This window comes from Desulfovibrio sp. (assembly GCF_019422935.1).
GTDB lineage: Bacteria > Desulfobacterota > Desulfovibrionia > Desulfovibrionales > Desulfovibrionaceae > Desulfovibrio.
Map to the genome: position 1 here is coordinate 624513 of NZ_JAHZCJ010000001.1, position 23240 is coordinate 647752.

Sequence of the window (23240 nt, forward strand, 5' to 3'; positions counted from 1 at the left end):
CTCCTACAGAAAGAAAGAGGCAACGATGCCTACACCGGCACCAATTGCAGTTCCGAGGCCAGGGACAACAGAACCAGCCGTTGCGCCAGCAGCAGCACCCGCAGCGGCGCCACCTGCTGCGCCCGCTCCAGCGCCTGCGGCTGTTCCTGCGGCTGCACCTCCAACTGCACCAGCGGCAGCGCCTGCCCCGGCTCCTGCGGCAGTCGTAGCTGCGGAAGTTGCAGCCGCAGTTGTCGCAGTCCCCAACGCAGTACCCGCAGCAGAGCCAAGACCACTGCTAACCGCAGACCCCGCGAGGCCGCCGAGATAGCTGCCGCCGAGGCTGCCAGCAATGCCGCCAATTTTCCCACCAGTGTCACCACCGATGGCCTTCCCGATTTCACGGCCAGCAAGCCCACCGCCAACACCGCCAACAAGCGATCCAGCCGTTGAGGCAAACGGATATGAAGCAGAAGCGCTTGTCCCAGCGGCACCAGAAGAACCGGTTGCCGTTGTGGAACCAGCAGCAGGAGTGCCCGCAATGCCCTGCATTGCCTGCTGTGATCCTGCGGTTATGCCTTCCTGCGCCGTTGCCCCAGTTGCTGCTGATGTTGCATCCGTGGCCGCTGCATGTGCTCCTGTCTGAAGCTGCACGCTGGGTGCGGCCATATCTGCGGCTTGCTGTGCTTGAACCGCCCCTCCTGCTGGCGCCGCGCCAGAGCCAGCCTGTGCGGCCTGGTCTGCGGCGCTGGGCGAACCAAGGCCCTTTAGAAAGTCATAGCCTTTGTTGCCGTATTTCCACATTTGTTCACCAGCGCCAGCAACCGTGAGCCCACCCATTGCCAGGCTTCCAGGGGATGTTGGCGCCGTCTCGACTTCAGTGCGTGGGCCTTCTTTGGTCTGCTGGCTCATGGTTCCACTTGCCTGTCCCATGGCCTTTTGGCCCATCGCATAAGGATTTTCAGGTCTATATAAAGGCATAGTTGATCCTCACGGATTAGCTTTTCAGCAGGTTAATGCCCTGCAACACGCCGCCTGTGGCATTGTAGGACGCTGCGTTTTTCAAGCGGTCATAGTTTTCTTGTTCTGCGCCAACCCTGGCTTGCGTCCGCGCACCAGCAAGCTGTGCGGCCTGCGTGGTTTGCTGTGCAGCAGCAATGCCCTGATACCTGCCCGAATTGGGGTTTACCCCGAGCCTGGCCTGCGCTCTGTTGCTGGCCGCTGTGGTGTCCTTCCATGCGTTTGCCGCATCCGCAGTTGCCAGAGCCATGCGTTCATTAACGTCAACGCCCGTTGTGGATGCCGCCAAAAACTTCTGGGCGGCTGCCGTCTGCTGGGGCAAAAGCTGATTGGCTGAGGTAAGCGCCTGCTTGTAGAGGTTGGTTTCAAGTGGGAGCGTTTCTAGATTGGCCTGAGCTTGGGCAATTTCATACGGCTTTGTGTATGTCTTCCACATGTCGTAATAATCGCGCGCCCAGCTTTGCTGTTCTTCGGATAGGGCGGCCATGCGGGAGTTGTACGCATAGTCCACAGTGTTGGTTGTGGAACTGCCGCCACCACTGCCACCACCGCACTGAGAAACCCATCCGTCATACTCGATGAATTCCTCGTGCATGACGGCCATGGTTTCCATGTTGATTTCTACTCTGGTGTATATCTTCATGAATTATGCCTCTGCGCCAATGATTTCTCGCGTGGCAACTGTGAGCACAGCGTCAATGCTTTCGCCGCTCTCTGCGTCGAATAAGGCTTTTGGAATCACGCCTATTTTTGAAGCGCCACATGCAACGGCGCCTCTCCAAGCAAGTGGGTTGTTTATGGGCGTCAGCCCCATTACGCAGTCAAACAGGAAGCCCATTCCGTCACTGTATGAAAGAAGTTGCCTGTAAACCTGCTTTCCAAAATGGCGCGCGCGGCCCCAAGCTTCCTTGAAGAACACCACATGGCCGATGCAGGATTTTGCTGCGAATGCGTCATACCAGGCGAAGCCAATGAGCCTTTTTCCGTCCATAAGCAGATAGGGAAGGGTGCCGTTTCTGAGGACTAGAGACACAAAGGCATCAACGCTCCTGTTGTGTATCCCGTAAAGAGTTGATTTAAGAAGATTTTCGTCTTCCATTCGCATGTACACACAACGAACTACAAGCTCGTTTCGGCTGTCGAGATAGTTAATGTACTGCATGAAGAAATCATCACTGCTCATTGGAATACCCCATTGCCAGCCAGGCAAAATTGCCAGCGGCTGTGAATTTCCATTCGCCTGTTCCGGTTCCGTCAGCAGCCAAAATTTCTTGAAGCCCTATTGCCCCGAAAGCCCCGGTCACAGCCTGCACAGTGCTTACAGAAGAAAGAATGACTCCTGGCTGTGAAAGCCATTGCCCATGGATATGAACTTCCTCGCCATCCACTGCCGTTCCCGTGATCATGGTTGGCAACACGCCATCGGCAATTTTATCTGCCGTCACGCACTTGCCAGCCATGGAATCAGTCCCGACTGCTCCAGAAGCGATAGCACGGCTGGTAACGGCGCTGGGGGCGATTTTAGTGTCTGTTACAGCACCATCAGTAATTTTGACTGAAGTGATCGCATTGTCGGCAATGTGCGGGGTGAGCACGGAGCCTTGCCCTATGCTGGCAGTGGCCGTGCCCGTGGATACCGAGCCGTCAGAAACGCGGACGGCTCTGGACTCGTCCGAACCGCGCACCATGCCGGACAGGCGCAAGACGATAGTTTGTAACGATTGCAAGTAGTTTGTGAGTGAACGGTCTATGCCGCGTGGTATCGCCGGGAGGCCACGATCAGTTGCCATATTCAACCCCCTCAATGCTCCCGCCAATGCGCGCCTCATACACAGTGGCAGTGCCCGTGAGTTCAATGCTCCATAGTTTTTCAGCACGGCCTGTGGGCAACCGTTTTGCCCTGGTGTCCGTTATTCTCATGCGAGCGCGCGGCCTGGTCCCGTTTGGGCCGAAGAGGGCAGCACGAACAAAAGCGCCAGCAGAGAAATCGCCCTCGATGCGAACAACGGACATGCACAGGAGCGAGGAAGTGAAGAAAGGCTTTGAGCGCCATGTGTAGGACATCGGGCCCCCAGCTTCTAACTGGTAGATTTGGCTCCCATCTTTCGTGTCCACGGCCAGGTAGACGGCATCGTCTTCCGAATGGTGGTAAACGGCGCGTACCTTCCAATCTTCTGGAAGCAGCACCCGCACCAAATCCTTTGCACCGACGCTGAACAGCATCCCTTGGTTCGTTCCAGCAAAGAAGGCGACATAGCGTCCGTCATGCACTGTACCCATAAGGGTTTCAGGGTGCATGGCCTGCCATTGGTCGCGAGTGAAGGTCTGGGCCGTGAGCAGGCTTTGGTCGCTGTTAGTGAACAACATGAGTCCGTCAGGGCTTGCATACACGACGCCGCCAGGCAGGCTGCCAACGCTGCGCGCGGACACGCAACTTTGCTCAATCGGCAGGTGAACGAACTGAAGGCTTTCAGGCTCAGACCCTATAGCCAGATATGGGCGCCCGGTAGTCAGTACAACAATCGTTCCGTCGACATGGCCAAGGGCCACAATTGGGTCTTCGGTTGTCAGGCGGTAGCTCTCTGGGAAGACGTAGGCAAAGAACGGCTCAGAGATAAGTAGTTCATTCCCCCGAAATGCGGCATAAATACCGTTGTCCGTCTTGATTAGGCCGCGCGCGTCATCGGGGATCGCGTCCCATGTCGCTGTGACCATAATATCAGTCGAAATATCCACATCATTGGTCGTGTCCGTATAGGATATAACGGGCACCGGAAGTTCAACCAAAAAATGAAATTCGCTTGTCGTTGTGCCAGAAACAGTGCGGTAAATGCGGATGTGGGTAATGGACAGACCTTCAAGCTCTGGGATTTCAAATCCGCTTACTGTCACGCCGTCACCATCCAGCACATCTACGACGGTTGATGCTGGCGATGGAGCAGATTCCTGTTGAAAAATACCGTCTGCAAGGGATTGAACAAGCGTGTAGCAATATGCAGATGAACGGGCTATACCGCTATCCGTTGATGTCGTGTCCTCAACCATTTCAGCAGTGACGGCAACGCTAACGTTGGCTTCCTTAATGGTCGAAAGCGTGTCTTCATACCCGTAACGCGGCGGTATTTCAGATTCAGAATTTGCGCCAAAGGCGTAACAGGCGACTGTCGCGGCTACCGCGCCTTTGCTTATCACTACAGACGGGGCTTTACCCGGGCGGGGAATTCCTAGGCGGTGTATTTTGCCACCGCTCATGTACTGTGTTGGATATGCTCTGTCGCCTGTTACAAACAGATGCCCAAGCGGTGTCTCGCCAGATATATCGGTCACGGCAGACTTGACCACGTCAACGGCCCCAGGCCATGACAGCCAACCGTCCTGGGAGTGCTTGAAGATCGTTTTAGAACTGGCTGTCAGACCGGCAACCTTTAACGGCCCGCGCAGCGCCTCAAGGGCGCCACGCTGCAACTGGCAATTCACGGCCACCGCTGCCTGTGTGTCATCAAGCAACCTAGGAGCTGTGCGCGGAATCTCACCGCCAAATGTTGGGATGGTTATTGTGCCCATTAGCTTGATCCAGAATTGTTGTTGCTGCCGGTTCCAATGTTGTTGATTCGTTCTTCAAGACTCGAAATTCTGCCACTTAATGAGCCAATTGCAGGGATTGACAAGACACATGCGACGTTTGCAGATCCGTCAAAACTTACATTTCCTGAAACATCACCACCAAAAGTTATTTTCGTCTGAAACTTGAGCCTTCCGGCAGCATCGGCAGACTTGGCATGAGTGGCTTCTGTGACCTCTTCTGCAAGTGTCCCGTCGGCATTGCGCTTTACGTCCAGCCTGCGCCATCCTGTCCATTCGCCATTTTGAGCAGAACGTGCCCATATCTGCTGATTGCTAGTGCTTACCCGCACTTGAACTGGGATGCCGTCGTCACCAACAAAGTGCAGGCCATAGTAGTTCATGAGGATTCTCCACTGCTAGAAAACAGGGATCTGGGGCCATGGTGTAGCTTCACCGCCGCCGTCCCAGGGAGCGCCGGGCTGGTCGGGTAAGTTACGCAGAGCGGTGCGGTATGTCTTGATCAGCGCAAGATTACTTTCGCTGATAGGGTAGTCAGCCAGAAGGTACTTATCTGTTGCGTTAAGGCGTGCATCACGTACTGTGCGTAAGACTAAGAAAAGCTCCTCGTTTGTAGGAGTTGGTGCAGCTGGTTGCTTTGCTTTCCACTCATTAACGGTCACATATCCTTCTGGACGATCTGTCCAAACTTCAAAATTACCTTCTGGACTTACAAAAGTAGGCATATATCCACCTTAACCCGTGAAGTCAGGGTCAAAATACTCAATGATAATTGCGCCGGGGCCACCGTTGCCGCCTACAGCATTAACGCCATTAGTCGTAGACAAGGTTCCGTTATATCCATTTGCGCCACCGATTCCGGGGCCGCCAGAGTATGTCGGCCCACCGTAGTATCCTTTTGCACCACCACCAGCACCGCCATATGGTGTGCCATTCACTCCACCGTTTCCACCATAACCCGTAAAATTGCTCTGACTTACGCTAGACCCATTTTGACCATTGGCGGCACCTTGCCCAAAAGACCCCCAACCTGCATTACCCGAGAATGCCGCACCGGCTCCGCCCTTTATGCCGACACCATTTGCATTTGGAGATGCGGAGTGTACCCCACCAGCGCCTACAACCGCTGTGCCAAGAGACTCGCCTTCTGTCATAGAAATATAAAATTCAACAACTTCGCCAGATTCTCCACCAGCGCCAGCGCCGTTGGCGTAAGCCCCTGCACCACCGCCTGATCCTCCCCGTGCGGTATGCCCGGCAAGGGAGGTGTCGCCACCCTTGCCGCCGCCCCGTCCTCCAAGCTCATAGTTGCTATCGCCGCCAGCACCAGCGCCAGCGATAAGCGTGACTTTTGCCCAACTAGTTTTTGGTGCAATAACAGGCCCGGATGTGGTTATAACCAGCCGCTTGTTGCACAGCATTGTACCGACCCACGCAGGATCAAGGCGGCTATTACTCCCGGCTTTAGGGAGCGCATTAGCCGTAGGTACTGCTGTAGCTGTATCCGTAACGGCCTTTGCTGCTGCGGCAACCATCTCCACGGCATCCACGCGTGGGGCAAGAATGCCATAGGCGGCAGATGCAGCTGAAGCTTTGTCTGCTTCGGTTTGTGCCCTGTCAGCCTGTGTCTTTGCCTTCCCGGCCTGAACAGTAACGGCATCAACCGAAGCTGCGGTAAGTGTGGCACTTGTGGCAGCATCGGATGCTGATTTGGCAGCATTCTGAGCGCTTGTTGCAGCAGCCGTCGCACTCGTTGCGGCAGCAGTTGCACTGGTGGCGGATTCCTGTGCTTTCGCTGTTGCCGTGTCAGCAGCAGTGCTTGCCACACTTGCCTTTTGGGCCGCGATGTCTGCGTTCGCGCTGACGGACAATTCAGACGACGATGCGCGTTCTGCCGCGCCAGCGGCTATGGTTGCTGCTTCCTGAGCCTCAGACGTAGAATCACTTTTCAGCTCAGTCCCAGCCGCTGGCCACGAGCCATCAGAGTTTTGGAATTTGAGCTTTGTTCCGTCCCATTGGTGGCTTGGCGTAAGCCCTGGTTCACCCTTTGGCCCAATCGGGCCGGAAAGATCAACGGCGGGAACAGACAGCGAATTGTCGTCATTCTTGAAGCCAAGGTTCTTTCCATCCCATACAGGCTTGGGAACGGCGGCCAGGATATTCGCCTTGGTTTCAGCACCGTGGGCCTTTGGGTCGCCAAGGTGGCTCGCGAGCAAGGTGGCCGCTTGCTCAACAGTGCCTTGAGCACCTCGAACCGCTGCAACTGCGCCAACTACTTCGGCAGCAAGTTCTGCGTTTGTGGGGGTATCAGCCATTGTAGGCTCCTAATTTTCTATAATTCAGCACGACGTCTCGTGCGGCTTAGGGGGTCACACTGGGCATGATGCTGTTTAATTTCTGGATCGTTACCTGGTCAGAAAGAGTGATCATTTGACCAGAAAGCCTCACCAAGGCAGATTCAATGTTGTAGTCATGTTCCATTTTCACTGCGAAGGAGGCAGCCACGTTGGCCGATTCTGTGGCAAATGCAGCACTTGTTTGCGCGGTGGTAGCTGCAGCGCTAGAAGCGCTTGCATTATCTGCTGCGATTTGGGCAGCCGCTTTTGCTTCTGCTGTGGCAATTGTGGTTGCCTCGTTCACAATCGTTTCAGAAACAACTCTGGCAGCGGCCTGAACCAAAGCTGCGTCAACGTTTGTCGTGATTAATTCAACCCTGGCGGCCTGGACAGATGTTGCGGAAAGGACCGCTTGAGCCGTTTGCGCGCTCTTAGCGGCGTTTGTTTCGCTCACATATGCCGCGTCAGCAGATGCGCTGGCTTGTGTCGCAGATCTAGAGGCTACGGCACTTGCATCGTTGGCCTGCTTTGCATTCCTTGCAACGCCGTCAGCCGCATTGCGGGCTCTTTCTGCTGCCTGGAATGTTTCATCCCGCACACGCTCAAGGCCTTGGGCCGCTGCTTCTGCACGGGCAGCGCTATTGATTGCTTCTGTGGAAGACTTTGCAGCTGACGCTGACGAGCATCCGGCCTTGCCAGCCGCAGATTCTGCTCGCTCTGTGAGTGCTTCAAAGTCCGCGCGGAAGAGCTCACCATCTTCGGCAAATTCCTCTTTCGACAGCACCACAAAGGCTGAAAGGTCAGACTGAGCCTTCCTGCCAGCCGTCTGTACTGCTGCAATAGAGTCATACTGAGATTTGTTTATGGCAGTCACGGCATCTGTTTTCGCAGATCCAGCGGAGGCCTTGATGTCGGTCACCCCTTGTGCAGCTTCCGCTGAGATTGACGCCGTGGCTTGAGCCGTGAGGTTTGAAACCGAATTCGAGGTTTCAGCTAACACCGTAGTTTTGAAGACTGCTGCTGTCTGCTGGGCGCTGGCCGCAGCGGCACTTGCGCGACCTTCTGCGTCCTGGGCAAGCTTGGCAGATTGCTGCGCAGCAGCTTTGGCCGCTTCCGATGAAGTGGCAGCAGCGTTAAGCCGTGTCTCTACTGCCGCCGCTGCGTCCTTATGGCTATCTGCCGCCTTAGCTGAAGCTGCGGCCTGAGCAGACCATGCCGCTACCTCGGTGCTTACGGCTTGCCCAGCCGTGCGCGGCTCGTAAGCGGGCAGCTCCATAATGTCTTGCAGGTTGCAATCTGCGTTTGGCACAACCGCCGTCCCGCGGATTGACCGCAGCTTTTGATCTGGGAATGCCACCGACACAGTGTATTCGCTGCTCTCGGTTCCCAGTTCGTTGGGCCAGGCTGAAAGTACGGCAACACCCATTGCATCGGTCACGGCCCGCGCCTCTCGGGGCACAATGTATCCGGCATAGCGTTCCGTCGTTGTCAGGCGCATGGTCACAGTGGCGTTGCTTACAGGATCGCCATGCTGGTCAAGAAAACGTGCCGTAATTTTTACGGTGGGCAAGGCGCTCATATTTCCCCCACAAACAGGCTTTCACCGTGCTTGAGACGTATCGTTTTTGCTCTCGCGCGCCCGCAGCCTTCGCTGTAGAGCTGAAGCGCAAGACTTGCGCCCTGAGCGTCAGTCCATTCAATCTGAGCGCCGCTCATGGCCTTAACCTTTGCCAGTGCCCCATAGGCGATTGTGTCCCCCCATTCTTCAAGAATTTCTTCCGGCAGGGATTCAGCATTCCTTGAAGGGCGCACAGCGCATTGAACAACTGCGACTGCGTCCTTCTGGGGGGTAAATCCCAAAAGGACATCACTCGCGGTTGCTCGGTATTCGGACGCATCAATATAGTTCCCGTCCAGGCTGATTTCTTTCACCCTGGAAACAACGACACCCTCGGGCGGGTTGAGCTGTATTTGGCGATTACCTTTGATCGCGTCTTCTTGCAGGGTCATCGACCACACACCAGTAGTGCCGCAAAAATCGCCCGCAACGTATTGCAGGGCATCTATGACCATGCTGCGGGGGCAGGGCAGAACTTGGGGCAGAACCCTGGGTATAAGGACTCCAAGCTGTTCCATTCTGTTCATCATGCACCTGCCGCAGGAGCGGTTGATTTTGCCTTGGGCCATCCGGCATCCACCTGCAACTTGATCCCGAGGATCTGTGCATAGAGCTGCAGGTGGAGGGATGCCTTGCTGGCGTTGCTGCTTTCGTTATCCCCAGACAAAATACTCGCCAGAATATGGTGTTTCAGCGCCGCTGCGTAGCCTTCTGGCAAACCAATCTCCTGCTCTGGGCTGGTTATGGCTTCCGGGGCCGCGCTGTATGTGGCTTCGACCCACACGTCAGCGTCTTCGCACACGGCTGGGTAGACGTAGTAAATGTTGGGGTTAGTGAGACGGTCATAGGCGAAATTTTCCACACTGCGCGCAGCGCGTGTGGCATCAGCCCATGCCAGCAGCAGGGATGGCTGCGCAGACACAATGGCCTGTCCAGGGGTGTCCCCGTCCTGTCCAAGATTGCGCACAAGCTCAATAAGCGTTGCAGCGTTGCGCGATGCCGAGTTGCGCTTTTTGCTCGGCATGCGTTGCCGCATACCAGGCTCGAGCCGGATAGGCTCTGTAATCGCAAAGGCGTCTGGGCGTTGCATGACGACAACACGCATGGACTCGTTGAGGAAATCAAGGAGTCCAATACGTCCGTCGTCTCCACCTTCCCAAGGCCATCTTGATTCGAGGCCCGGTTCGAGGTCTTGCAGCGCGCCAGAAACCAAGCGCAATACCTCGGCGGCGCGCATTACTGGCTGTCCTTCGCGGCTTCCGCAGCCGCTTCAGCTTCGGCCTTGGTGTCGTAAGTGCCGACAACCATGTACGAAAACCGCTTGATCTTCTTCCAGGTAACTTTGCGGGAGCCGCCTTCTTCGACGACAACCGGGCGCGTTTCAACTGCGTCTTCAAGCACGTTCAGAAGGGATTCGGGAATAATCCCTTCCTCGTCGCGTTTGAGCAGGCACTGGTAGCCATTAACGGCAATCGGCACTGGGGCGCGTTCGGCTTCTTCCTGGCCGCTTGCCAGAACGATTCTTACCCAGCGTCCCTTGCGAACCTGGTTCGTTGACATCCGTTCGCGCTGCGCAACCGTTGCATCGGTAGACGGGGCATCGTCCACGCCCTTCACTTCTGCGCTGGTGTCGGCGGCACCCGTTTCGGTTCCTTCCTGGGTGTTGGTCATATCTTTGTCCTTGGGCATGATTCGATCCTTTGCCTAGAGGGCGGAGGCGGCCACTTCAACGCGCGCCATGTAGAAGTCGTAAAGGATGACGGCGCCGTGGTAAGCCTTCCAGCTTACGCTTCCGCGCTGACCGAGGGGGTCGCCACTGCGGGGAACGCCGGGGTTAAGAACCATGGGAGTAATGGGAGAAGCACCACTCTTTTCACGCGCCAGGGGAATGACGCCAAAAGCGTCCTGGCCGAAGAAGAGAATGGGGTAGACGTCGGCGCAGGCGCCGCTCGTAGAAAGAACGGCCTTCTGGCCAGCTTCGCTCGCAGCGCCAGCGTCAGCAAACGGCTCAAGGAGCGTGGTGCCGACGTAGCGGATGTTTTCCACGGTGCCGATTTCGCCAGGGAGGATCTGCTGCTGGGCGTATTTTTCCACAGGGATGAAGCCGGGCATGTCGCGGATATCGGAGTCCAAATCCGTATGGCAAACGGCGATAAAGCCCTGGGGAATAGGCGACGTGTTGAAATTGGGAGACGCGCTCACAATCTTGGTGATCGGCTTTGCCAACTGCCGTTCAAGGCCACGGCGCACGCTACGCTGCAGGTTGATGTTCAGGGGCTTGTTGACGCTGCTGCGCTTCGTCGCAATCACGCCGCCGGTGGTCCCGCTGTAGTAGACGTTGGTACCGGCAAGCACCTTGCCGATGGTAACGCGCTCCAACATGATGGCGCTCTGTTCGCCAAGCATGTCAGTGAATTCGTTGAGAATGGGGTCTTCGTGGGTGTCCTTGATGACGTCAGTCAATTCAACCCAGTCGCCATACTGCTCAACGGTGCAGAACACATCCCTGAATTCAGGCTTGCTGGCCTCAGGGGTCACGCCTTCAACCAACACTTTGGGCTGGCTGGCAATGTGCTGATAGCCGCGGAACTTGATGGTTCGTGTGGAGTTCTTGGGCAGCGGCTTGGGATGCCCAAGGCGGGTTACACAGAGCAGGGGCTGAGCCCGCTTGAGAAGCTCTTTCGACATGTAACCAGCAGTGCGGTACGAGATGTCGCCGGTGGTAGTAATAGGCATAGCTGAACTCGCTTTCTTGGACTATTTTTCGAGGTTCCATCCAGCATCGAAGTCGTCCTTATCTCCGATGCCTGCGGGCGCGGCGGGCGCACCCCTTCCTGGCACAGCGAGAGCTCCCGTTGGATCAGCTGGCTTCGGCTTCGCCTGCCGTTCGCTCTCAAATTGGGTGAGCAGGGCGCAAATTTCGTTCGGGTCGCGCCCCGACTTTGCAACCTGCATAAGCCTTGCGCCTTCAGCGTATGGCTTGCCGTTGATCCATTCGATGATTTCGTTCTGCTTTTTGACCGCTTCGTCGCGCCTGGCCGGGTCAGTAATCATGGCCGCATAGTCAGGGTGCGTTTGCTTGAGCGTGGACAGGAAGCGATTATTGTGTTCCTGCACCACCTGCTGCTGGCGCTCAAAGTCAGCCTTGCGCGTGGCAACATCCCGGTTGCGCTTATCAAGAACGACTTCAGCGCGATCAAGGGCCATCTCGGCCCCGTATTCTTCCATTCGGCTCCTGAGCCGTTCGCCTTCTGGCGAGTCCTCAAGCGCAAGCTCTGCTGCGGCCGGGTTCAGCTTTTTGAGGGTCGCAAATTCCTCAGTGAGGTTTTCAGGGACTTCAATTTTTTTCGGCGGCTCAGGTTCTGCCGGTGCGCTTTCGCGCGGCTGTTCCATCTGCGGTTGCGGCTGTTGGGGCTGTTCTGCGGCCGGTGGCTGTTCATTCTGAACATTGGTCTGCTTGCCTTCATCAGCCTTGGCGGGTTCCTGGGAACCAGCGGCTTCATTTCCTTCGCTGTTGGCTTCCTGCTCCTGGCCTTTTTCGGCACTGCCCTTGGCTTCTGCTTCGTCTTCGCCGATGGAAAAGCCCTGATCGAATTGGGTCTCTTCGTCGTCAACGGGGGTTTCAACTCCCTGCTGCAGATCGTTTTCATTAACCTGGCTCATGATCTCCTCCTTATTCCGCATCACGCGGTTTTATGGCGGCTATCAGGTCTCTGGCAGCGGTGGCCTTACCCTGAGCGCGCCAAATGGTGATATTGTCAGTTGCCGATTCCATCTCTTCATGGGCCTCGGCAATTACCGAACTCAGCAAATCAATGATTGCTGTATAGACGCCTTGCCCATTGCATGAGCGAAGCGTTCTTATTGACGCATCCTTTGAGCTTCGAGCGCTCATTGCATCGCTCCTTGCGGCGGCATTGCTGCGCCTGGCTGCTGGCCGCCTGGGCCCATTGTGGCTGGAACGGTTTTCGATAGGAGCATCAACAACTGCTGCTGGATTTGTTCTGGGGGTAGGCCTTGGTGCTCAAGCTGCTCAACAAGCGCCGATGCCTGGGCCTGAGCTTGGGCCTTGGCCTGGTCGAGCATCATCTGTTGCTGATACTGCTTTGCCTCGTCATCGGAGCGCAGGAGCCGTTCTGCTGGCAGGTCTGTTTGCTCAAGGGCAACCTCAAGCAGTTCTTTGGCCTTGAGGTATGGCTCAAAGGCGGGGATTCCGAGATAGCCGATCAGCGCGGGAACCTGCTGTGCGCGCACCTCTTTGGCAATGAGTGATTGGCTTCCAGAGGCAACCACTTCAAAATCGCCCTTGATGTCCTCGCGCGGGTTCCATTGCATGTTCCAACGGAACATGGCGCGTATGAATGGCGCTACAACGAAATCGTCAAAGTCCTTAACGTGATCCTTGAGCAGGATGTTGGACGCGCCCATGAGCATGGAAAGGCCGCTGGCTGTCTTACCTGCGCCCGCGATGTTGCCGTCGCCCTGATTGAAGCGCGGCGTGGATACCTCGTCACCAACCTGCTGCCAGAAGTTTTGCAGGGCCATGTTGTGTTCAATCGCTGACGGGACTGTTACCGCCTGGAATGCCTGAGAAAGGTTGATGCCAGACTTGGCGAACAGGAACAGCTTATTGGCGCGCATCTCGTCAACGGATTGAGTGTCGTCAAGAGCCTGCGTGTTGATTCCATAAATTGGGCCGGAAGAGGCACCAGCATTATCTTGCATGGCCCTGACGGCAGCATTGATGCCGGATTGCGGCGTGCGCAGTTGGTAGGCGATACCCTCAGGCCAAAACGATGAATCGTCGTCTTGGTAGGGATAGAAGTGGTAAGGGATATCTACGCCTTCCAGCGGGTTCACCGAGGCCTTGATAATGGAGTTGCCGAGAATCCAGATGCAGGAGGAATAAATCTTGGTCATATCCTCTGCGGCAATCTCGACACCAGCAGACGCGAGGTCTTTGCCGGAAAGAAAACCCCACCGTTCGTAGACGCGAAACCGCTTTTTAAGTGGCTGGCCGTTGGAAATATTGTCGTCATTGAGCTCGCGCACCTGCACTTCCCAATCAGAAAGCTGCGCGTCGCCGTCCTCGTTGGCCGCCATGTGGTCTTTGATCAACTCTGCGTTAAATCCTGGGAAGTTTCTCAGGTCGGCCAAATCCTTGTCAGCCATGGTGTGGATCTGCCAAACATATCTGAGCTCGGAAGGAAGGCGCGCGCCGGGGTCAGGGTAGATTTCCCAGATGCTCACAGCCTCATGATATGGGCGCAAATCCTGCGAGTATTCCTGCTCCTTCCACGAAACGTTGCCAGAGGCATCCTTGGTCGGAACGAAGCGTTTTGTAACGACACGCTCGATCAGGGGGCCTTTAAGCACCCCCATGCCATAGAGACACGAGCTTTTGACTATCGTGCGGCTATTTTGCCGCCAGCTTGGACGGCGTTGGCCGTTTGAGTTGCACTCTTTAAGCTGGTCATCGATCACATTTTCCATAGCCTTGGCGCGATCCTGGGCTATTCTGATCCTGGCAGCTTCTGTGTCTGCCTGAGCAAAAGCCTGGTTGTATGCCTGAGCCTGAATATTCTGCATGGCCCAAGCGTCAGGGATCACATTTTGTGCCTGTAGCTGCTGCACCATTTCGGCAATGATCTGCTGCGCGACGGGTTCAATCTCGTCCTTAAGAGCCTCCATTACCACGTCATCAGGGAGCATTGGGTCTGGGGTAGGGGAGATAGACCAGTTCTTCGTGCGCTGCGGGAACAGCAAGTCCATGAGTCTGGCGGTCATGGTGTTAACCTTGGCCGTCGTCAGGCGATAGAACGCGCGCGAGGTCTTGTTCTTCTTGAGCCGTCTGGACACGTCACCAGGATAGATGCCACGATACTGGCGCAAATCGTCAAGCCAACGCTCGTTCACCATTGTGCGAGCGGACTGAGCCTCACTGAACTCAGCCAAAAGCTGAGATGTGAGGTAGCCAATGTTCGTGGCTTGCTGCTGTTGTGCGTCCATATTCTTTGCTCTCGTTAAAAGAATCTGGTGATGATTGCGCCCAAAGCACTGCTTGCGGCTGACACCCCAGCAAAAATGCCCACAAGTACAGCTTTGCTCCCCGCCTTTTTGCCTTCCTCCCTAGCCCGATCTTCCCGTAGGTCACGGACTTCTGACTCAAGGTCGCGCATACGTTTCCCCTGATCCTTGAGCTGTGTGACCACCACTTCATCGATGCGGGTGTGAAGGGCGTCCATTTTCGTCTCAATACGAGCAAGACGCGACTCGTGGTCGAAGGCCTCGGAAGACATAATCAGAACCCAAGCCCAAGCATGCCGAGTAGCAGGCGCGAAACGATTTCGAGGGTTGACGGTGGCAATTTGGTATCAGGCCAATACGTCATGATGATAGAGCGCCCGATCACCTCCCAGCAAAACAGCAGAGAGAGCATCCAGCCGAGGAAGGAGCGCCACAGGCGCAGGAAGCTGGCTGGTGCACCACTGACCTCTGTTTGATTGATCTGAGATTGCTGCTCGCGCGACGCAGCGCGGTCAGGCCAAACCTTGTCCATAACCTTGCCGCCAAGGCCAAGTATGCTGTCGATCAGTCCCATCACAGCCCCCTGACGTAACGGCGCAGGTCAGCAACGCGATTGAGCCAGCCGTTGAGGAACACTTCCTGGCTGGGTTTGGCTGCCACAAGATCGCGGTAGAACTGCTCACGTTGGTCGAGCATGGCCATGATGATTTTTTCCGTGTCAGCCTGCTGCATGGCCTTGCGAGTTGCCGGGCCCATAATCCCGTCGGCATCCAACGGCTGCCCGTAGGTAACGCAGGCGTTGTAGCCACGCTGGGCAAATTTCACAGACTGCTTGGGGCCGCTGTTGACGGCAGCGTCGTAAAGCACGACGGCGGGACGCAAGGGAATGAGGTCGAGTTTGAGGGTATCCCACATCTGCCAACGGAACAGGCTGGCAGCCAAGGATTTAGTCAGATTGCGAATGGTATTGCGAGTGACGGGCAGGATAACGCCCATGCGCTCAAGGACATCACGCCCCGCCTGAGTGGAGGCAATGTCCGTCAGAAATGCCGTGGAGACACCAAACTTGGTGAAACCGCCACGGTCTGCGGCATCATCAGATTCGCCGCCTTCCCATGAGAGGGTGAACTTGTGTGCAATGCTGAAATTGTCGGCCATGGCCTACGCTCCTGTTTGCGGGGAAGCGTAGCATGGGGTTTACAGGGGGACAGACTGGGGAGTATCTGGAGATGGTCTGAGTAGTGTCTGGGGATGGGTTGACATCTTTTTACAGCATTACCTAGTAAATATGGGACATTATGATTATGAAAAAAGCTGAACTAAAGCAAAAAAATAATTTAATTGAACTTAAAACTTTTTTTTGGACAAAAGTTATTGGTTTATGCGCCGTTACGAGCTGTATAATTTATGTTCTAAGTGCGATAATTAGTTTTTTTAATTATATTGAAACAAAAAATCAAAATGATGTTATAAATAATAATTCACTACATATCGGTGAATTTAAAATTGATACATCAAACATTAATTTTATTAATCTTGATTTAAGTAATGATTTAGATAAAGAAGTGATTGAAAGATATAATAGTGAAATTATTCTCGACGGTTTATCATTTGAAAATGACCCAGATGAATTTTTTTCAAGGAGAAATAAAGATCTATCTTTGAAAATAACTAATACTGGTAACGTCGCATTGCGTGATATTACAATTGACTTCATATTTAGTGAAGATTTGTGCGGAATTATAAACGATTATTTTGAGAATCGTCTTTTCAAAATTGGTTTGAGTATTTCAAAAGAAGAAATTATTTACTCAAATAAAAAATTTTATTCGACATATATTTTTTTGCTTAAGCCTAATCTTGGCTATGGTGTGCCCAGTTTTTATTCTGAATACGTCTCTATTTTGCAAAAGGGAGATGTATTTGAGTATAAAATCCCCCAGAGGGTTTGCTTATTGTTTGGCTTGCTACGGATTGTCAGTGACCACATGAAAAATATGGACAACGGATTTAATGGCATGATTAAATTAAGAGTTAGCTATATAGATGAAAAAAATAATTTTAAGAATTTATATTTTGATTTTTTTAATAAAAATAATCTGACATCACAATACGCAACTTTTGATGGTAGTCATATTATTACTCTTCTGCCAATCCTCAAAAATTGAATATGTTGTAATTATATGCTATATCTCCAGCACTGCAACGTTGCGGCCTCCGCACTATATCTCACCCTGCGCCTGTCGCCCTCAACAGCGATTGGCGCACCTCGTTTGACCCAGGCTTTAACGGTCTTCTCACCCACGCCCATTTCCTCGCAGATTTCAGCCATGTTGCGCAGTATCTTTGGCACATAGCTGATTTGCAGCATCTTTTCCGTCTCCATGCCTAATATCCTCCTATTTCATCGGCAGGCGCACCAGCCAATGATTCTCGATCTTCCCATTCTGACATGGCGTTAAGGTCAATCTCGGCCAACGCAAAATACAGTGCGGCAGCCGCCGGGTAATCAGTCGGCTTGTCTGTCATATCCTCAGCTTGCATTTTCCCGATGGCATTCGCCCCTTCGCAATCCTTGCCAAGGAAGAGAGTCTTTTCTGAAAGCGTCCGGCGCTGCACCAGGGCGTGGTAAAATGCCATCAGCCCTTCACCCTTGCCATGCCACCCCTGCGGATCGTCAAATCTGATCATAGGCTTGCGCGCCCTGCGCCGCTCATCGTTCTTGTCATCGAGCATGAAGGCGCGTGTATCCGAAAGCGGCGTGGCCCATGAGCGCACGACGAAGGTCATCGTATAAAGCTCGACAAAGTCTACGAGCTTGCTCACATCGGCGCTGTATTGCTCTGCCAGCAAGCGCACGTCGTGGCGCCCGCCAAGGACGTTCTGACGCGAGCGTGATTCACCCAGAACCGTAACGCAGCCATTTCGGTTCCCGCACGGCCAAACAAGGCTCCCAACCGTCCTGCGGTAGGAAATGCCTGTTTCCATATCGCACAAGTATCGCTGACGAGTGACCACGTCTGTGAGACATTTCAGCCATGCCATACCCCAATTCCTCCTAAGAAAGGTCCATGCCTTCGCTAACGCCGCCGCCGGATTGCAGCAGTTCTTCGAGGGCATCTACTGTTACGTCCACTTGGTCATCGTGTTGATGCGTCATGGCTGGTGAAAAAGCGGCAAGCTCGCTTATGTACGGCGTCAACCATGGCGCGCTTTCGGCAGATTCAGGCACCCATAATTGCCCTGCGCGGATGAAGGACAGGACGTTATTGACCCTGCTTACCTTGTCTGTGCTGCGCTGCTTGGCAATGATCGGGATGTCCCGCAGGGCTGTTTTGCGCCTGAGTCCTTGAATCAGACCCGTTCCACTGGCCTTGTCTTCGATAACGGCACCACGAATGCGTGGGCGCTTTGGCCCTTTGGGCCTGTGGCTTTCAAGGAACTCGATAGCCAATGGTTCAAGGTCTGGCACCTCCCATTTGCCGCGCAGGAGGTCGAGGAGGTAGACGTTGATTCCAGCCAGCCCCCAAAAGCTCATCACTGAAAAGTCGTTTGTCTCTGCTGCTTTCAGGGCGGTATCAAAGACGTACAGAACGGTATGCACCTCTGGCAGCACAGAGTATTGCTGCACCCAGGGCGTCTTGATCATGGCGCCGCCCGCAGGTGTGGGGCACTGCTGATACTGCGCGCTGAACGTGTATGGGTCTTTCTCCTTGAGCTTCAGGAGCGATTCCAAACTTTCCTTCTCTTCCCAGTAGCTGCGCTCGTCTGGCGTGTCCTCGTCCAAGACCGCTTTGATCTCGATATGCGTGAAATCCACGGCCAGGTCGCCAGATATGGCATGAGCCGCCGGATCATCCTCATGGAGCCGCTGCATAATCATGATGATCGGCGTGTGATCCGCTGTAGCCCGACGGCTGCGGATTGTGCCTGTCAGCTTGCGGTTAACGGTCTGACGCTTTGCCTTGCTCCAGATGTCGTCGGCTTTGAGCGGGTCATCGATGATGATTGCGCCGGTGAACCCCGGGCGAATGTAGCCAGCACGGAAGCCAGTGACCTGGCCGCCGGAACTCGTGGCATACAGGCCGCCAGTGGTGCGTCCCATGATCTCAAGGTTCCAACGGTTCTTGGCTCTGCTGTCGTTTTTTACCTTCCGTGGCCACAACGCCTGAAATTCTTCGAGCGTGACGATTTCGCGTACAGTTTCCGAGTTGAGCAGGGCCAATTCCTTTGAGCCAGAGAGGTGCAGGAACCGGCAATACTGGCTGCGCGCGAAGCACCACGCGATAAAGTGGATCACGCCGAGTTCGGTCTTTGTGCCGCCTGGGGGCATGGTTATCAGCAGGTTCTTGATCTCACCTCGGTATACAGCCATAAGCGAGTCGGCAATCTGGGCATGATGCCAGTTCACCAGGAACTGCTGACACATCCTGGCCTTGAACATGACCGCAGAGAACGTAAGCAGGTCTGCTTCACAAGCTTTGCGCAGTTCGTCCAGTTCAACCTCACTCGCCTTGGCAAACAGCATCAGTCGTCATCTCCAGAGAGGTTCCCGGCCAGCACCGCGCGTACAACGCTGTCAGGCGTGGGGGCTGCAACGGGGGCAGAAACAGCATCAGCAGCAGCGCCAGCCTTGGCCTCAGTCTGCTGAGTGACTGTGACCGTGGTCTGCGGAGCAGGAGCATGCACCGAGGGTGCAAGGTTCTTGCGCGCCCGGGAGAGGGTCTCAATGTCGTCGGGGCATGTCGCTTCCATGGCCAGAGCAATAGCCCGGTCTGCCAGTGCTATATCCAGCGATGCCAGCATTCCCTCAGCCTGTAACCGCTCCTGCACGACCGTTTGCAAGGTGTGACGCATACGCAAGGGCAACTCTTGCGTTTGCATTTCTACAGCGGCAATTTCTTTGACTGCCGCAACTTTTCGGGCGGCGAGCTCTTGCATTTGCCCCTGAATCCAGCCCTCAGACTTTGCACGCCGGGACACGCTGCTGACGTTGACGCCAAACTTCTTTGCCACATCGCCTAAGCTGATCCCACGCACCTCGTATTCTGCTTTGGCGGCCTGCCACTGATCTTCTGAAAGCCTAGCCATGCTGGGGATCTCCAAGGCTCTGTTTGGCGCTGTCACCGTCGCTGATGTCAGGCTCTGGCCCTGTCCAAAGCTCTGCGGCAAACAAAGCGGAAACAACCAGGCACAGGATGAATAGGGCGATGAGGAACGGTTCTCTCAGCATAGCAAAGCTCCCTGGCCAGAAGTGCCGGCCGTTTTCTTGCGAGAGGCTTTCTGCCTTTCACCGGGGATGCAGTAGCTGTCTGGGCTCAATTCCTGAATCTCAATTTCCCAACGTGGCGTGCCGTCGGTGTAGTATTTGCCTGTGCCGCTGAGGTAGCCCACAACGAGGGAGTCGTCCCGCCAGATAGCCATCTGGGTTATGCAGTCCTGGATCTGCTTGAGAAAGTTGTCCATGTCGGGCTTGGTGATGGGGCGAACAATGTGTTTCAGGGCCGCAGCGTGAAACTCACTGTTTGTGCCATTGAACCAATCAGGCGCATTCTTTTGCACAGGCAGGAAGACCTTCACCCCAAGCATGACCGAGCAGTTTATCTGCCGCACTGGCTTATGCTGAGCCAAGAACGCCTTGATGGTCTCCTCGTTGCTTACCTGCTCCTTCTTCTTGTGGGCATTGCCGCGCACCTTGCCGTTGCCGAGCTTGATAGCGCCGACGGCGGTTCGCATTTGTGCGGTGGGCTTGATGGGGATGACAAATTTCATTGCACGGATCTCCCGCACTGGTGCCGGATAATCTTAAGTTCTTCCTGCGCCGCATGGTCTCCACGAATGGCGGCGACAACCAACATTCCCAGCCCTGGCGTTTTGTCTTCTGGCGGCTCAGGTAGCGCGACCAAGGACTGCGCGGGCCTGCTGGACTCATACACGCTGATGATATCCGCAGGGCAGGGGAAGAACTTTGAGCGTTGCAGGTGCAGCTTGCAGGCAGCGGCAAAATCCGCGTCGGAGATGCCAGCACACAGATCCGTCCAATTTTCGACCAACAAGGGGAGCTCGTCCTTAGCGTCCAGGGGATGCCGATAGAGAACCGACATCTTGCCCAATTCCAATGCGACTATTTGTGCCGTAGCCATTATCTGCGATCCTCCTTCCGGCGGCATTCACAAACGCCGCTATGCCTTCAAGGTTCTGTTTGTTTCGTTGTGCCTGTGTCCTGGCAACAGGCGGCCCGTCTCTGGGAGTGCAGCCGGGAGCAGCCGCAGGTTCTTTGAAAGGCTGATCTTCCCAGCCTTTAGCGTTGAGCCACTTGGCCATGTTGGGAATTTTCCCACGTTGCCAACGGCTGTCCTCTTGGGCCAGCAGGAGTATTGCGTCACGGATGGCGTATGGCTCTGCCAGCGTTCCGTTGTCATGCAGGCGCATCCATTCGCGCCACGCCGCTTCTTTGCCTTGCTGCACAGGGTAGACCTGCCAACAAGACGAAAAAGCTGGCCACTGCGGGTTGCCTTTGCTGGGGCAGTCTGTGCGCTTCGGCATACTGGATACCGTGGCAGGAGGCTCCGAGAAAGGCTGGACGAGTACAGCGCTTCTTGAATCTGCCGGATTCAGTCCGTCAGGGTCACCCCGAAATTGTTCGGGGGGTGTCCCCGGCATGGGGTGTGCATCGTGGGCGCGCGCGTTATCTCCCCCCTCTTTGTCTTTATGCGTAAGAGCAGGAGAAGGAGCAGGAGTCGGCGGGGCGTTAACGATTCGTCCGGCGTTCGTTTGACGGTCGTCAGACGGTCGTTGAACGGTCGTCAAACGCTCGTAATCATCCTTGCTGACGGCGTTGATGCCCGCAGCCTTCATCTGGTCGTATGCTTCACGATTCACAGTAGCCAGGCGGGAGAAGCGTGCTTTGTCTGATCGGCCATCAGCTTCGCTGGCCCACGAATTGTGAGCCTTCCAATCATGGAGGACATAGCCGTCTGGCGCTTCATCAATCCAAATGCCAAGGCAGAAATCGAAGAAGGTCCGTTCCTCGCCTGACCAGTCGGCGGCCAATTCGATATCCTCCCAATCCATGCCGGAAAGATTACCGTCAGGCCTGTTCAACGCCGCCCATAGCCAGAGAATTTGGAGGGAGCGAACGCCTTCAAGCCCAAGGCGTTTTGCTGTCTTGCGAGTCTTGGGATGTTGCCAAAACCCTACGGATAGACGAATGTCTGTATTCATATAAAAGCCTCGATTATGCGTAGGCATAAAATTGGAGGAGTAACATGAACAGTGAACCAACGAAACGGACACCAGAACAAGAAGAGATTGAAAACCTTAAACGTTACATTAGTCGATTGGAGGCTCGTATTGCTGAATTAGAAGGCACGACGCAACTCCAAAAGAAGCAGATTCAAGCCCACAGGGCGAACATCCCCAAGCAAATTATCAGACGGTAACTTTCTTCGGGGCCCCGGGTCACTCCGGGGTTTCTTCGTTTTGGGCGACATAACACAGCACTCGGTAAGTGAGTATGAAGGTATTTTTTTCGTCGATTTCAGACTGTGCCTACAGCACCGCACCTGATTCGGGTTGAACTGTATGACGCCCATGCTGATTTCGTCCTTTAACGTCAGTGAAAAATGACTCGATGTCTTTTAATCTTGGATAAAAAAATCCTTCAAAAATGACTTATGTGGACGCCATCCGGCGCGCAAACCTTTGGGGTGGAATGTGTACACGGGGGGGCTGATGTGGAATCACGCATCCCCCGTGGGGCAACTCCGTTCAATGCCGCAGGCAGGGACGGGGCAGTAACGCATCTCAACGCCACTGCCAGCGGGCATCATGGAGCGTTTAGCCCTGGCCGTGATGTCGCGGGTTACTATTTCAAGCCCCAGACATTGCGCGGCAGCCAAGCCGTTGGCCAGAATGGTAGCCGGGTCTGCCCCTTGCGGTAGGCGGCTGAGGTGTCCCTCAACCAGGTGAACCATCAGCCGTACAGCCTGCATGTGCTTGTCCTTTGTTCGCGGATCCATAATGTCTTGTCCCTCCTTCCTGCTTCGGGCGCTGCGTATGTACTCGCGCGCCAAAACAAAATTTGTTTTCTTGCCAGCCTGAGGCTTATGACCAGAACCTCCACCATGACTTGGGCCGCTTGGCCTCTGAATCATGGTGAGCCTTGCTCAACAGCGGTTCGCACTGCGACCTGTCTCGATACTTGGCGATGGGCAGCAGCTTTGCCATTACGACTCGGCAGTCTTCAATCACATCGGACATGAGGCCGCGCACGTCTCTGGCGCACTCAGGGTCAATGCCACGAAGTTCTGAGTCTGCGAGGCGGCGTTGTGCGTCGCCCAAGGTCGCAGAGACGCGGGCAACAGCCGTCAGCACTTCGGCGCGAGAGGTCGCAGGGGGAATGTCATTGTGGGCTGCGCGGGTGTCAGCCTGGGCCATGATCCACTGAATGAGGATGTTGTTGCCCATGGCGCGGCAAAGAGCGGGGACTTTATCAATCGCTGGATTATAGCCACCATCGCGCTCTAAATACTGACGTATGATGCCAACAGTGATCCCAGACGCCTTAGAAATCTCATCTACGGTCATGCCGGAAACATCCTTGGCAAGTCGCATGGCTTCTGTCGCGCTTATTGTTTCGTAATCTGGCATTGATTTATCCCTTACTTTTTGTGCTG

At 54.9% G+C, this 23240-nt stretch carries 31 protein-coding genes; 2 read left to right on the plus strand and 29 right to left on the minus strand.

Annotated features, from left to right (window positions below; genetic code table 11):
* Nucleotides 1-29: 29 nt before the first annotated feature.
* From QZ383_RS02605 to QZ383_RS02695, 19 genes are all read right to left on the minus strand, one after another.
* Nucleotides 30-521 carry a hypothetical protein gene (locus tag QZ383_RS02605; protein ID WP_291442763.1) on the minus strand — a complete coding sequence of 164 codons (492 nt, stop codon included), beginning with the start codon at nucleotides 519-521 and terminating at the stop codon, nucleotides 30-32.
* Between the two features lie 455 nt (nucleotides 522-976).
* Complete coding sequence (locus QZ383_RS02610; protein WP_291442765.1) at nucleotides 977-1642, minus strand: hypothetical protein; 666 nt, start codon at nucleotides 1640-1642, stop codon at nucleotides 977-979.
* Between the two features lie 3 nt (nucleotides 1643-1645).
* The gene (locus QZ383_RS02615) at nucleotides 1646-2182 is read right to left on the minus strand and encodes a hypothetical protein (RefSeq protein ID WP_291442766.1); all 537 of its coding nucleotides are present in this window, start codon (nucleotides 2180-2182) and stop codon (nucleotides 1646-1648) included.
* Nucleotides 2172-2789 carry a hypothetical protein gene (locus QZ383_RS02620; protein ID WP_291442767.1) on the minus strand — a complete coding sequence of 206 codons (618 nt, stop codon included), beginning with the start codon at nucleotides 2787-2789 and terminating at the stop codon, nucleotides 2172-2174. The genes QZ383_RS02615 and QZ383_RS02620 overlap by 11 nt, the downstream gene beginning before the upstream one ends.
* Complete coding sequence (locus QZ383_RS02625; protein WP_291442768.1) at nucleotides 2779-4563, minus strand: hypothetical protein; 1785 nt, start codon at nucleotides 4561-4563, stop codon at nucleotides 2779-2781. Before QZ383_RS02625 ends, QZ383_RS02620 begins: the two co-directional genes overlap by 11 nt.
* Entirely contained in the window at nucleotides 4563-4964 is a 402-nt protein-coding gene (locus tag QZ383_RS02630) for a hypothetical protein (protein WP_291442770.1), read from the minus strand. Before QZ383_RS02630 ends, QZ383_RS02625 begins: the two co-directional genes overlap by 1 nt.
* A 15-nt stretch (nucleotides 4965-4979) precedes the next feature.
* Nucleotides 4980-5306: a phage tail assembly chaperone gene (locus tag QZ383_RS02635; protein ID WP_291442771.1), complete on the minus strand. Its 327-nt coding sequence runs from the start codon at nucleotides 5304-5306 to the stop codon at nucleotides 4980-4982.
* 9 nt (nucleotides 5307-5315) lie between these two features.
* Nucleotides 5316-6896, minus strand: coding sequence for a hypothetical protein (locus QZ383_RS02640; RefSeq protein WP_291442772.1), 1581 nt, complete (start codon nucleotides 6894-6896; stop codon nucleotides 5316-5318).
* A 46-nt stretch (nucleotides 6897-6942) separates the two neighbouring features.
* Nucleotides 6943-8496, minus strand: coding sequence for a hypothetical protein (locus tag QZ383_RS02645; protein WP_291442774.1), 1554 nt, complete (start codon nucleotides 8494-8496; stop codon nucleotides 6943-6945).
* Nucleotides 8493-9065, minus strand: a complete 573-nt coding sequence (locus QZ383_RS02650) for a hypothetical protein (protein ID WP_291442775.1) — start codon at nucleotides 9063-9065, stop codon at nucleotides 8493-8495. The genes QZ383_RS02645 and QZ383_RS02650 overlap by 4 nt, the downstream gene beginning before the upstream one ends.
* A complete protein-coding gene (locus QZ383_RS02655) occupies nucleotides 9062-9772 on the minus strand; it encodes a DUF6682 family protein (RefSeq protein ID WP_291442777.1) in 711 nt (236 codons plus the stop codon). The genes QZ383_RS02650 and QZ383_RS02655 overlap by 4 nt, the downstream gene beginning before the upstream one ends.
* Nucleotides 9772-10224 (minus strand): hypothetical protein, encoded by a 453-nt coding sequence (locus QZ383_RS02660; RefSeq protein WP_291442779.1) that lies wholly within the window; start codon nucleotides 10222-10224, stop codon nucleotides 9772-9774. Before QZ383_RS02660 ends, QZ383_RS02655 begins: the two co-directional genes overlap by 1 nt.
* Before the next feature lie 15 nt (nucleotides 10225-10239).
* A complete protein-coding gene (locus tag QZ383_RS02665; RefSeq protein WP_291442781.1) occupies nucleotides 10240-11271 on the minus strand; it encodes a N4-gp56 family major capsid protein in 1032 nt (343 codons plus the stop codon).
* A gap of 21 nt (nucleotides 11272-11292) precedes the next feature.
* Nucleotides 11293-12198 carry a hypothetical protein gene (locus QZ383_RS02670; protein ID WP_291442783.1) on the minus strand — a complete coding sequence of 302 codons (906 nt, stop codon included), beginning with the start codon at nucleotides 12196-12198 and terminating at the stop codon, nucleotides 11293-11295.
* Nucleotides 12199-12208: 10 nt separating this feature from the next.
* A complete protein-coding gene (locus QZ383_RS02675; protein ID WP_291442785.1) occupies nucleotides 12209-12430 on the minus strand; it encodes a hypothetical protein in 222 nt (73 codons plus the stop codon).
* Nucleotides 12427-14544, minus strand: coding sequence for a hypothetical protein (locus QZ383_RS02680; RefSeq protein ID WP_291442787.1), 2118 nt, complete (start codon nucleotides 14542-14544; stop codon nucleotides 12427-12429). Before QZ383_RS02680 ends, QZ383_RS02675 begins: the two co-directional genes overlap by 4 nt.
* 14 nt (nucleotides 14545-14558) lie before the next feature.
* The gene (locus QZ383_RS02685) at nucleotides 14559-14780 is read right to left on the minus strand and encodes a hypothetical protein (protein ID WP_291442789.1); all 222 of its coding nucleotides are present in this window, start codon (nucleotides 14778-14780) and stop codon (nucleotides 14559-14561) included.
* Nucleotides 14781-14836: 56 nt separating this feature from the next.
* Nucleotides 14837-15136, minus strand: a complete 300-nt coding sequence (locus tag QZ383_RS02690) for a hypothetical protein (protein ID WP_291442791.1) — start codon at nucleotides 15134-15136, stop codon at nucleotides 14837-14839.
* Entirely contained in the window at nucleotides 15136-15720 is a 585-nt protein-coding gene (locus tag QZ383_RS02695; RefSeq protein WP_291442793.1) for a glycosyl hydrolase 108 family protein, read from the minus strand. Before QZ383_RS02695 ends, QZ383_RS02690 begins: the two co-directional genes overlap by 1 nt.
* Nucleotides 15721-15866: 146 nt before the next feature.
* On the opposite strand from QZ383_RS02695, the gene QZ383_RS02700 reads away from it, so the two are divergent.
* Nucleotides 15867-16730: a hypothetical protein gene (locus tag QZ383_RS02700; RefSeq protein WP_291442795.1), complete on the plus strand. Its 864-nt coding sequence runs from the start codon at nucleotides 15867-15869 to the stop codon at nucleotides 16728-16730.
* Between the two features lie 11 nt (nucleotides 16731-16741).
* Here QZ383_RS02700 and QZ383_RS02705 read toward each other — a convergent pair whose 3' ends face one another.
* The 8 genes from QZ383_RS02705 to QZ383_RS02740 are packed head-to-tail and all read right to left on the minus strand — an operon-like array spanning nucleotide 16742 to nucleotide 21786.
* Entirely contained in the window at nucleotides 16742-16948 is a 207-nt protein-coding gene (locus QZ383_RS02705) for a MerR family transcriptional regulator (RefSeq protein ID WP_291442796.1), read from the minus strand.
* Between the two features lie 2 nt (nucleotides 16949-16950).
* The gene (locus QZ383_RS02710; protein ID WP_291442798.1) at nucleotides 16951-17607 is read right to left on the minus strand and encodes a hypothetical protein; all 657 of its coding nucleotides are present in this window, start codon (nucleotides 17605-17607) and stop codon (nucleotides 16951-16953) included.
* A 13-nt stretch (nucleotides 17608-17620) separates the two neighbouring features.
* Nucleotides 17621-19090, minus strand: a complete 1470-nt coding sequence (gene terL / locus QZ383_RS02715; protein WP_291442799.1) for a phage terminase large subunit — start codon at nucleotides 19088-19090, stop codon at nucleotides 17621-17623.
* Nucleotides 19090-19653, minus strand: a complete 564-nt coding sequence (locus QZ383_RS02720; protein WP_291442800.1) for a hypothetical protein — start codon at nucleotides 19651-19653, stop codon at nucleotides 19090-19092. The genes terL and QZ383_RS02720 overlap by 1 nt, the downstream gene beginning before the upstream one ends.
* Nucleotides 19646-19795 (minus strand): hypothetical protein, encoded by a 150-nt coding sequence (locus QZ383_RS02725; RefSeq protein ID WP_291442802.1) that lies wholly within the window; start codon nucleotides 19793-19795, stop codon nucleotides 19646-19648. The genes QZ383_RS02720 and QZ383_RS02725 overlap by 8 nt, the downstream gene beginning before the upstream one ends.
* Complete coding sequence (locus QZ383_RS02730; RefSeq protein ID WP_291442803.1) at nucleotides 19789-20334, minus strand: RusA family crossover junction endodeoxyribonuclease; 546 nt, start codon at nucleotides 20332-20334, stop codon at nucleotides 19789-19791. Before QZ383_RS02730 ends, QZ383_RS02725 begins: the two co-directional genes overlap by 7 nt.
* Nucleotides 20331-20666 carry a hypothetical protein gene (locus QZ383_RS02735; RefSeq protein WP_291442804.1) on the minus strand — a complete coding sequence of 112 codons (336 nt, stop codon included), beginning with the start codon at nucleotides 20664-20666 and terminating at the stop codon, nucleotides 20331-20333. Before QZ383_RS02735 ends, QZ383_RS02730 begins: the two co-directional genes overlap by 4 nt.
* A complete protein-coding gene (locus QZ383_RS02740; RefSeq protein ID WP_291442806.1) occupies nucleotides 20632-21786 on the minus strand; it encodes a hypothetical protein in 1155 nt (384 codons plus the stop codon). Before QZ383_RS02740 ends, QZ383_RS02735 begins: the two co-directional genes overlap by 35 nt.
* Before the next feature lie 44 nt (nucleotides 21787-21830).
* Between QZ383_RS02740 and QZ383_RS02745 the strand changes: the two genes are divergently transcribed.
* Nucleotides 21831-22004, plus strand: a complete 174-nt coding sequence (locus QZ383_RS02745) for a hypothetical protein (protein WP_291442808.1) — start codon at nucleotides 21831-21833, stop codon at nucleotides 22002-22004.
* Nucleotides 22005-22304: 300 nt separating this feature from the next.
* Here QZ383_RS02745 and QZ383_RS02750 read toward each other — a convergent pair whose 3' ends face one another.
* Both QZ383_RS02750 and QZ383_RS02755 read right to left on the minus strand, forming a co-directional pair.
* Entirely contained in the window at nucleotides 22305-22583 is a 279-nt protein-coding gene (locus QZ383_RS02750; protein WP_291442809.1) for a hypothetical protein, read from the minus strand.
* Nucleotides 22584-22668: 85 nt separating this feature from the next.
* Nucleotides 22669-23214, minus strand: a complete 546-nt coding sequence (locus QZ383_RS02755) for an XRE family transcriptional regulator (protein WP_291442811.1) — start codon at nucleotides 23212-23214, stop codon at nucleotides 22669-22671.
* Nucleotides 23215-23240 lie beyond the last annotated feature (26 nt).

Excerpts from the sequence above, each read along its gene's own strand:
- QZ383_RS02645 (WP_291442774.1), bottom strand. The coding sequence starts at position 8,496 with ATGAGCGCCTTGCCCACCGTAAAAATTACGGCACGTTTTCTTGACCAG.
- QZ383_RS02675 (WP_291442785.1), bottom strand. The coding sequence starts at position 12,430 with ATGAGCGCTCGAAGCTCAAAGGATGCGTCAATAAGAACGCTTCGCTCA.
- QZ383_RS02615 (WP_291442766.1), bottom strand. The coding sequence starts at position 2,182 with ATGAGCAGTGATGATTTCTTCATGCAGTACATTAACTATCTCGACAGC.
- QZ383_RS02755 (WP_291442811.1), bottom strand. The coding sequence starts at position 23,214 with ATGCCAGATTACGAAACAATAAGCGCGACAGAAGCCATGCGACTTGCC.
- QZ383_RS02665 (WP_291442781.1), bottom strand. The coding sequence starts at position 11,271 with ATGCCTATTACTACCACCGGCGACATCTCGTACCGCACTGCTGGTTAC.
- QZ383_RS02710 (WP_291442798.1), bottom strand. The coding sequence starts at position 17,607 with ATGGCATGGCTGAAATGTCTCACAGACGTGGTCACTCGTCAGCGATAC.
- QZ383_RS02610 (WP_291442765.1), bottom strand. The coding sequence starts at position 1,642 with ATGAAGATATACACCAGAGTAGAAATCAACATGGAAACCATGGCCGTC.
- terL (WP_291442799.1), bottom strand. The coding sequence starts at position 19,090 with ATGCTGTTTGCCAAGGCGAGTGAGGTTGAACTGGACGAACTGCGCAAA.
- QZ383_RS02705 (WP_291442796.1), bottom strand. The coding sequence starts at position 16,948 with ATGGAGACGGAAAAGATGCTGCAAATCAGCTATGTGCCAAAGATACTG.
- QZ383_RS02640 (WP_291442772.1), bottom strand. The coding sequence starts at position 6,896 with ATGGCTGATACCCCCACAAACGCAGAACTTGCTGCCGAAGTAGTTGGC.
- QZ383_RS02735 (WP_291442804.1), bottom strand. The coding sequence starts at position 20,666 with ATGTCGGTTCTCTATCGGCATCCCCTGGACGCTAAGGACGAGCTCCCC.
- QZ383_RS02625 (WP_291442768.1), bottom strand. The coding sequence starts at position 4,563 with ATGGGCACAATAACCATCCCAACATTTGGCGGTGAGATTCCGCGCACA.
- QZ383_RS02620 (WP_291442767.1), bottom strand. The coding sequence starts at position 2,789 with ATGGCAACTGATCGTGGCCTCCCGGCGATACCACGCGGCATAGACCGT.
- QZ383_RS02730 (WP_291442803.1), bottom strand. The coding sequence starts at position 20,334 with ATGAAATTTGTCATCCCCATCAAGCCCACCGCACAAATGCGAACCGCC.
- QZ383_RS02635 (WP_291442771.1), bottom strand. The coding sequence starts at position 5,306 with ATGCCTACTTTTGTAAGTCCAGAAGGTAATTTTGAAGTTTGGACAGAT.
- QZ383_RS02750 (WP_291442809.1), bottom strand. The coding sequence starts at position 22,583 with ATGGATCCGCGAACAAAGGACAAGCACATGCAGGCTGTACGGCTGATG.
- QZ383_RS02725 (WP_291442802.1), bottom strand. The coding sequence starts at position 19,795 with ATGCTGAGAGAACCGTTCCTCATCGCCCTATTCATCCTGTGCCTGGTT.
- QZ383_RS02690 (WP_291442791.1), bottom strand. The coding sequence starts at position 15,136 with ATGGGACTGATCGACAGCATACTTGGCCTTGGCGGCAAGGTTATGGAC.
- QZ383_RS02630 (WP_291442770.1), bottom strand. The coding sequence starts at position 4,964 with ATGAACTACTATGGCCTGCACTTTGTTGGTGACGACGGCATCCCAGTT.
- QZ383_RS02670 (WP_291442783.1), bottom strand. The coding sequence starts at position 12,198 with ATGAGCCAGGTTAATGAAAACGATCTGCAGCAGGGAGTTGAAACCCCC.
- QZ383_RS02680 (WP_291442787.1), bottom strand. The coding sequence starts at position 14,544 with ATGGACGCACAACAGCAGCAAGCCACGAACATTGGCTACCTCACATCT.
- QZ383_RS02650 (WP_291442775.1), bottom strand. The coding sequence starts at position 9,065 with ATGATGAACAGAATGGAACAGCTTGGAGTCCTTATACCCAGGGTTCTG.
- QZ383_RS02660 (WP_291442779.1), bottom strand. The coding sequence starts at position 10,224 with ATGCCCAAGGACAAAGATATGACCAACACCCAGGAAGGAACCGAAACG.
- QZ383_RS02685 (WP_291442789.1), bottom strand. The coding sequence starts at position 14,780 with ATGGACGCCCTTCACACCCGCATCGATGAAGTGGTGGTCACACAGCTC.
- QZ383_RS02740 (WP_291442806.1), bottom strand. The coding sequence starts at position 21,786 with ATGAATACAGACATTCGTCTATCCGTAGGGTTTTGGCAACATCCCAAG.
- QZ383_RS02695 (WP_291442793.1), bottom strand. The coding sequence starts at position 15,720 with ATGGCCGACAATTTCAGCATTGCACACAAGTTCACCCTCTCATGGGAA.
- QZ383_RS02700 (WP_291442795.1), top strand. The coding sequence starts at position 15,867 with ATGAAAAAAGCTGAACTAAAGCAAAAAAATAATTTAATTGAACTTAAA.
- QZ383_RS02655 (WP_291442777.1), bottom strand. The coding sequence starts at position 9,772 with ATGCGCGCCGCCGAGGTATTGCGCTTGGTTTCTGGCGCGCTGCAAGAC.
- QZ383_RS02720 (WP_291442800.1), bottom strand. The coding sequence starts at position 19,653 with ATGGCTAGGCTTTCAGAAGATCAGTGGCAGGCCGCCAAAGCAGAATAC.
- QZ383_RS02745 (WP_291442808.1), top strand. The coding sequence starts at position 21,831 with ATGAACAGTGAACCAACGAAACGGACACCAGAACAAGAAGAGATTGAA.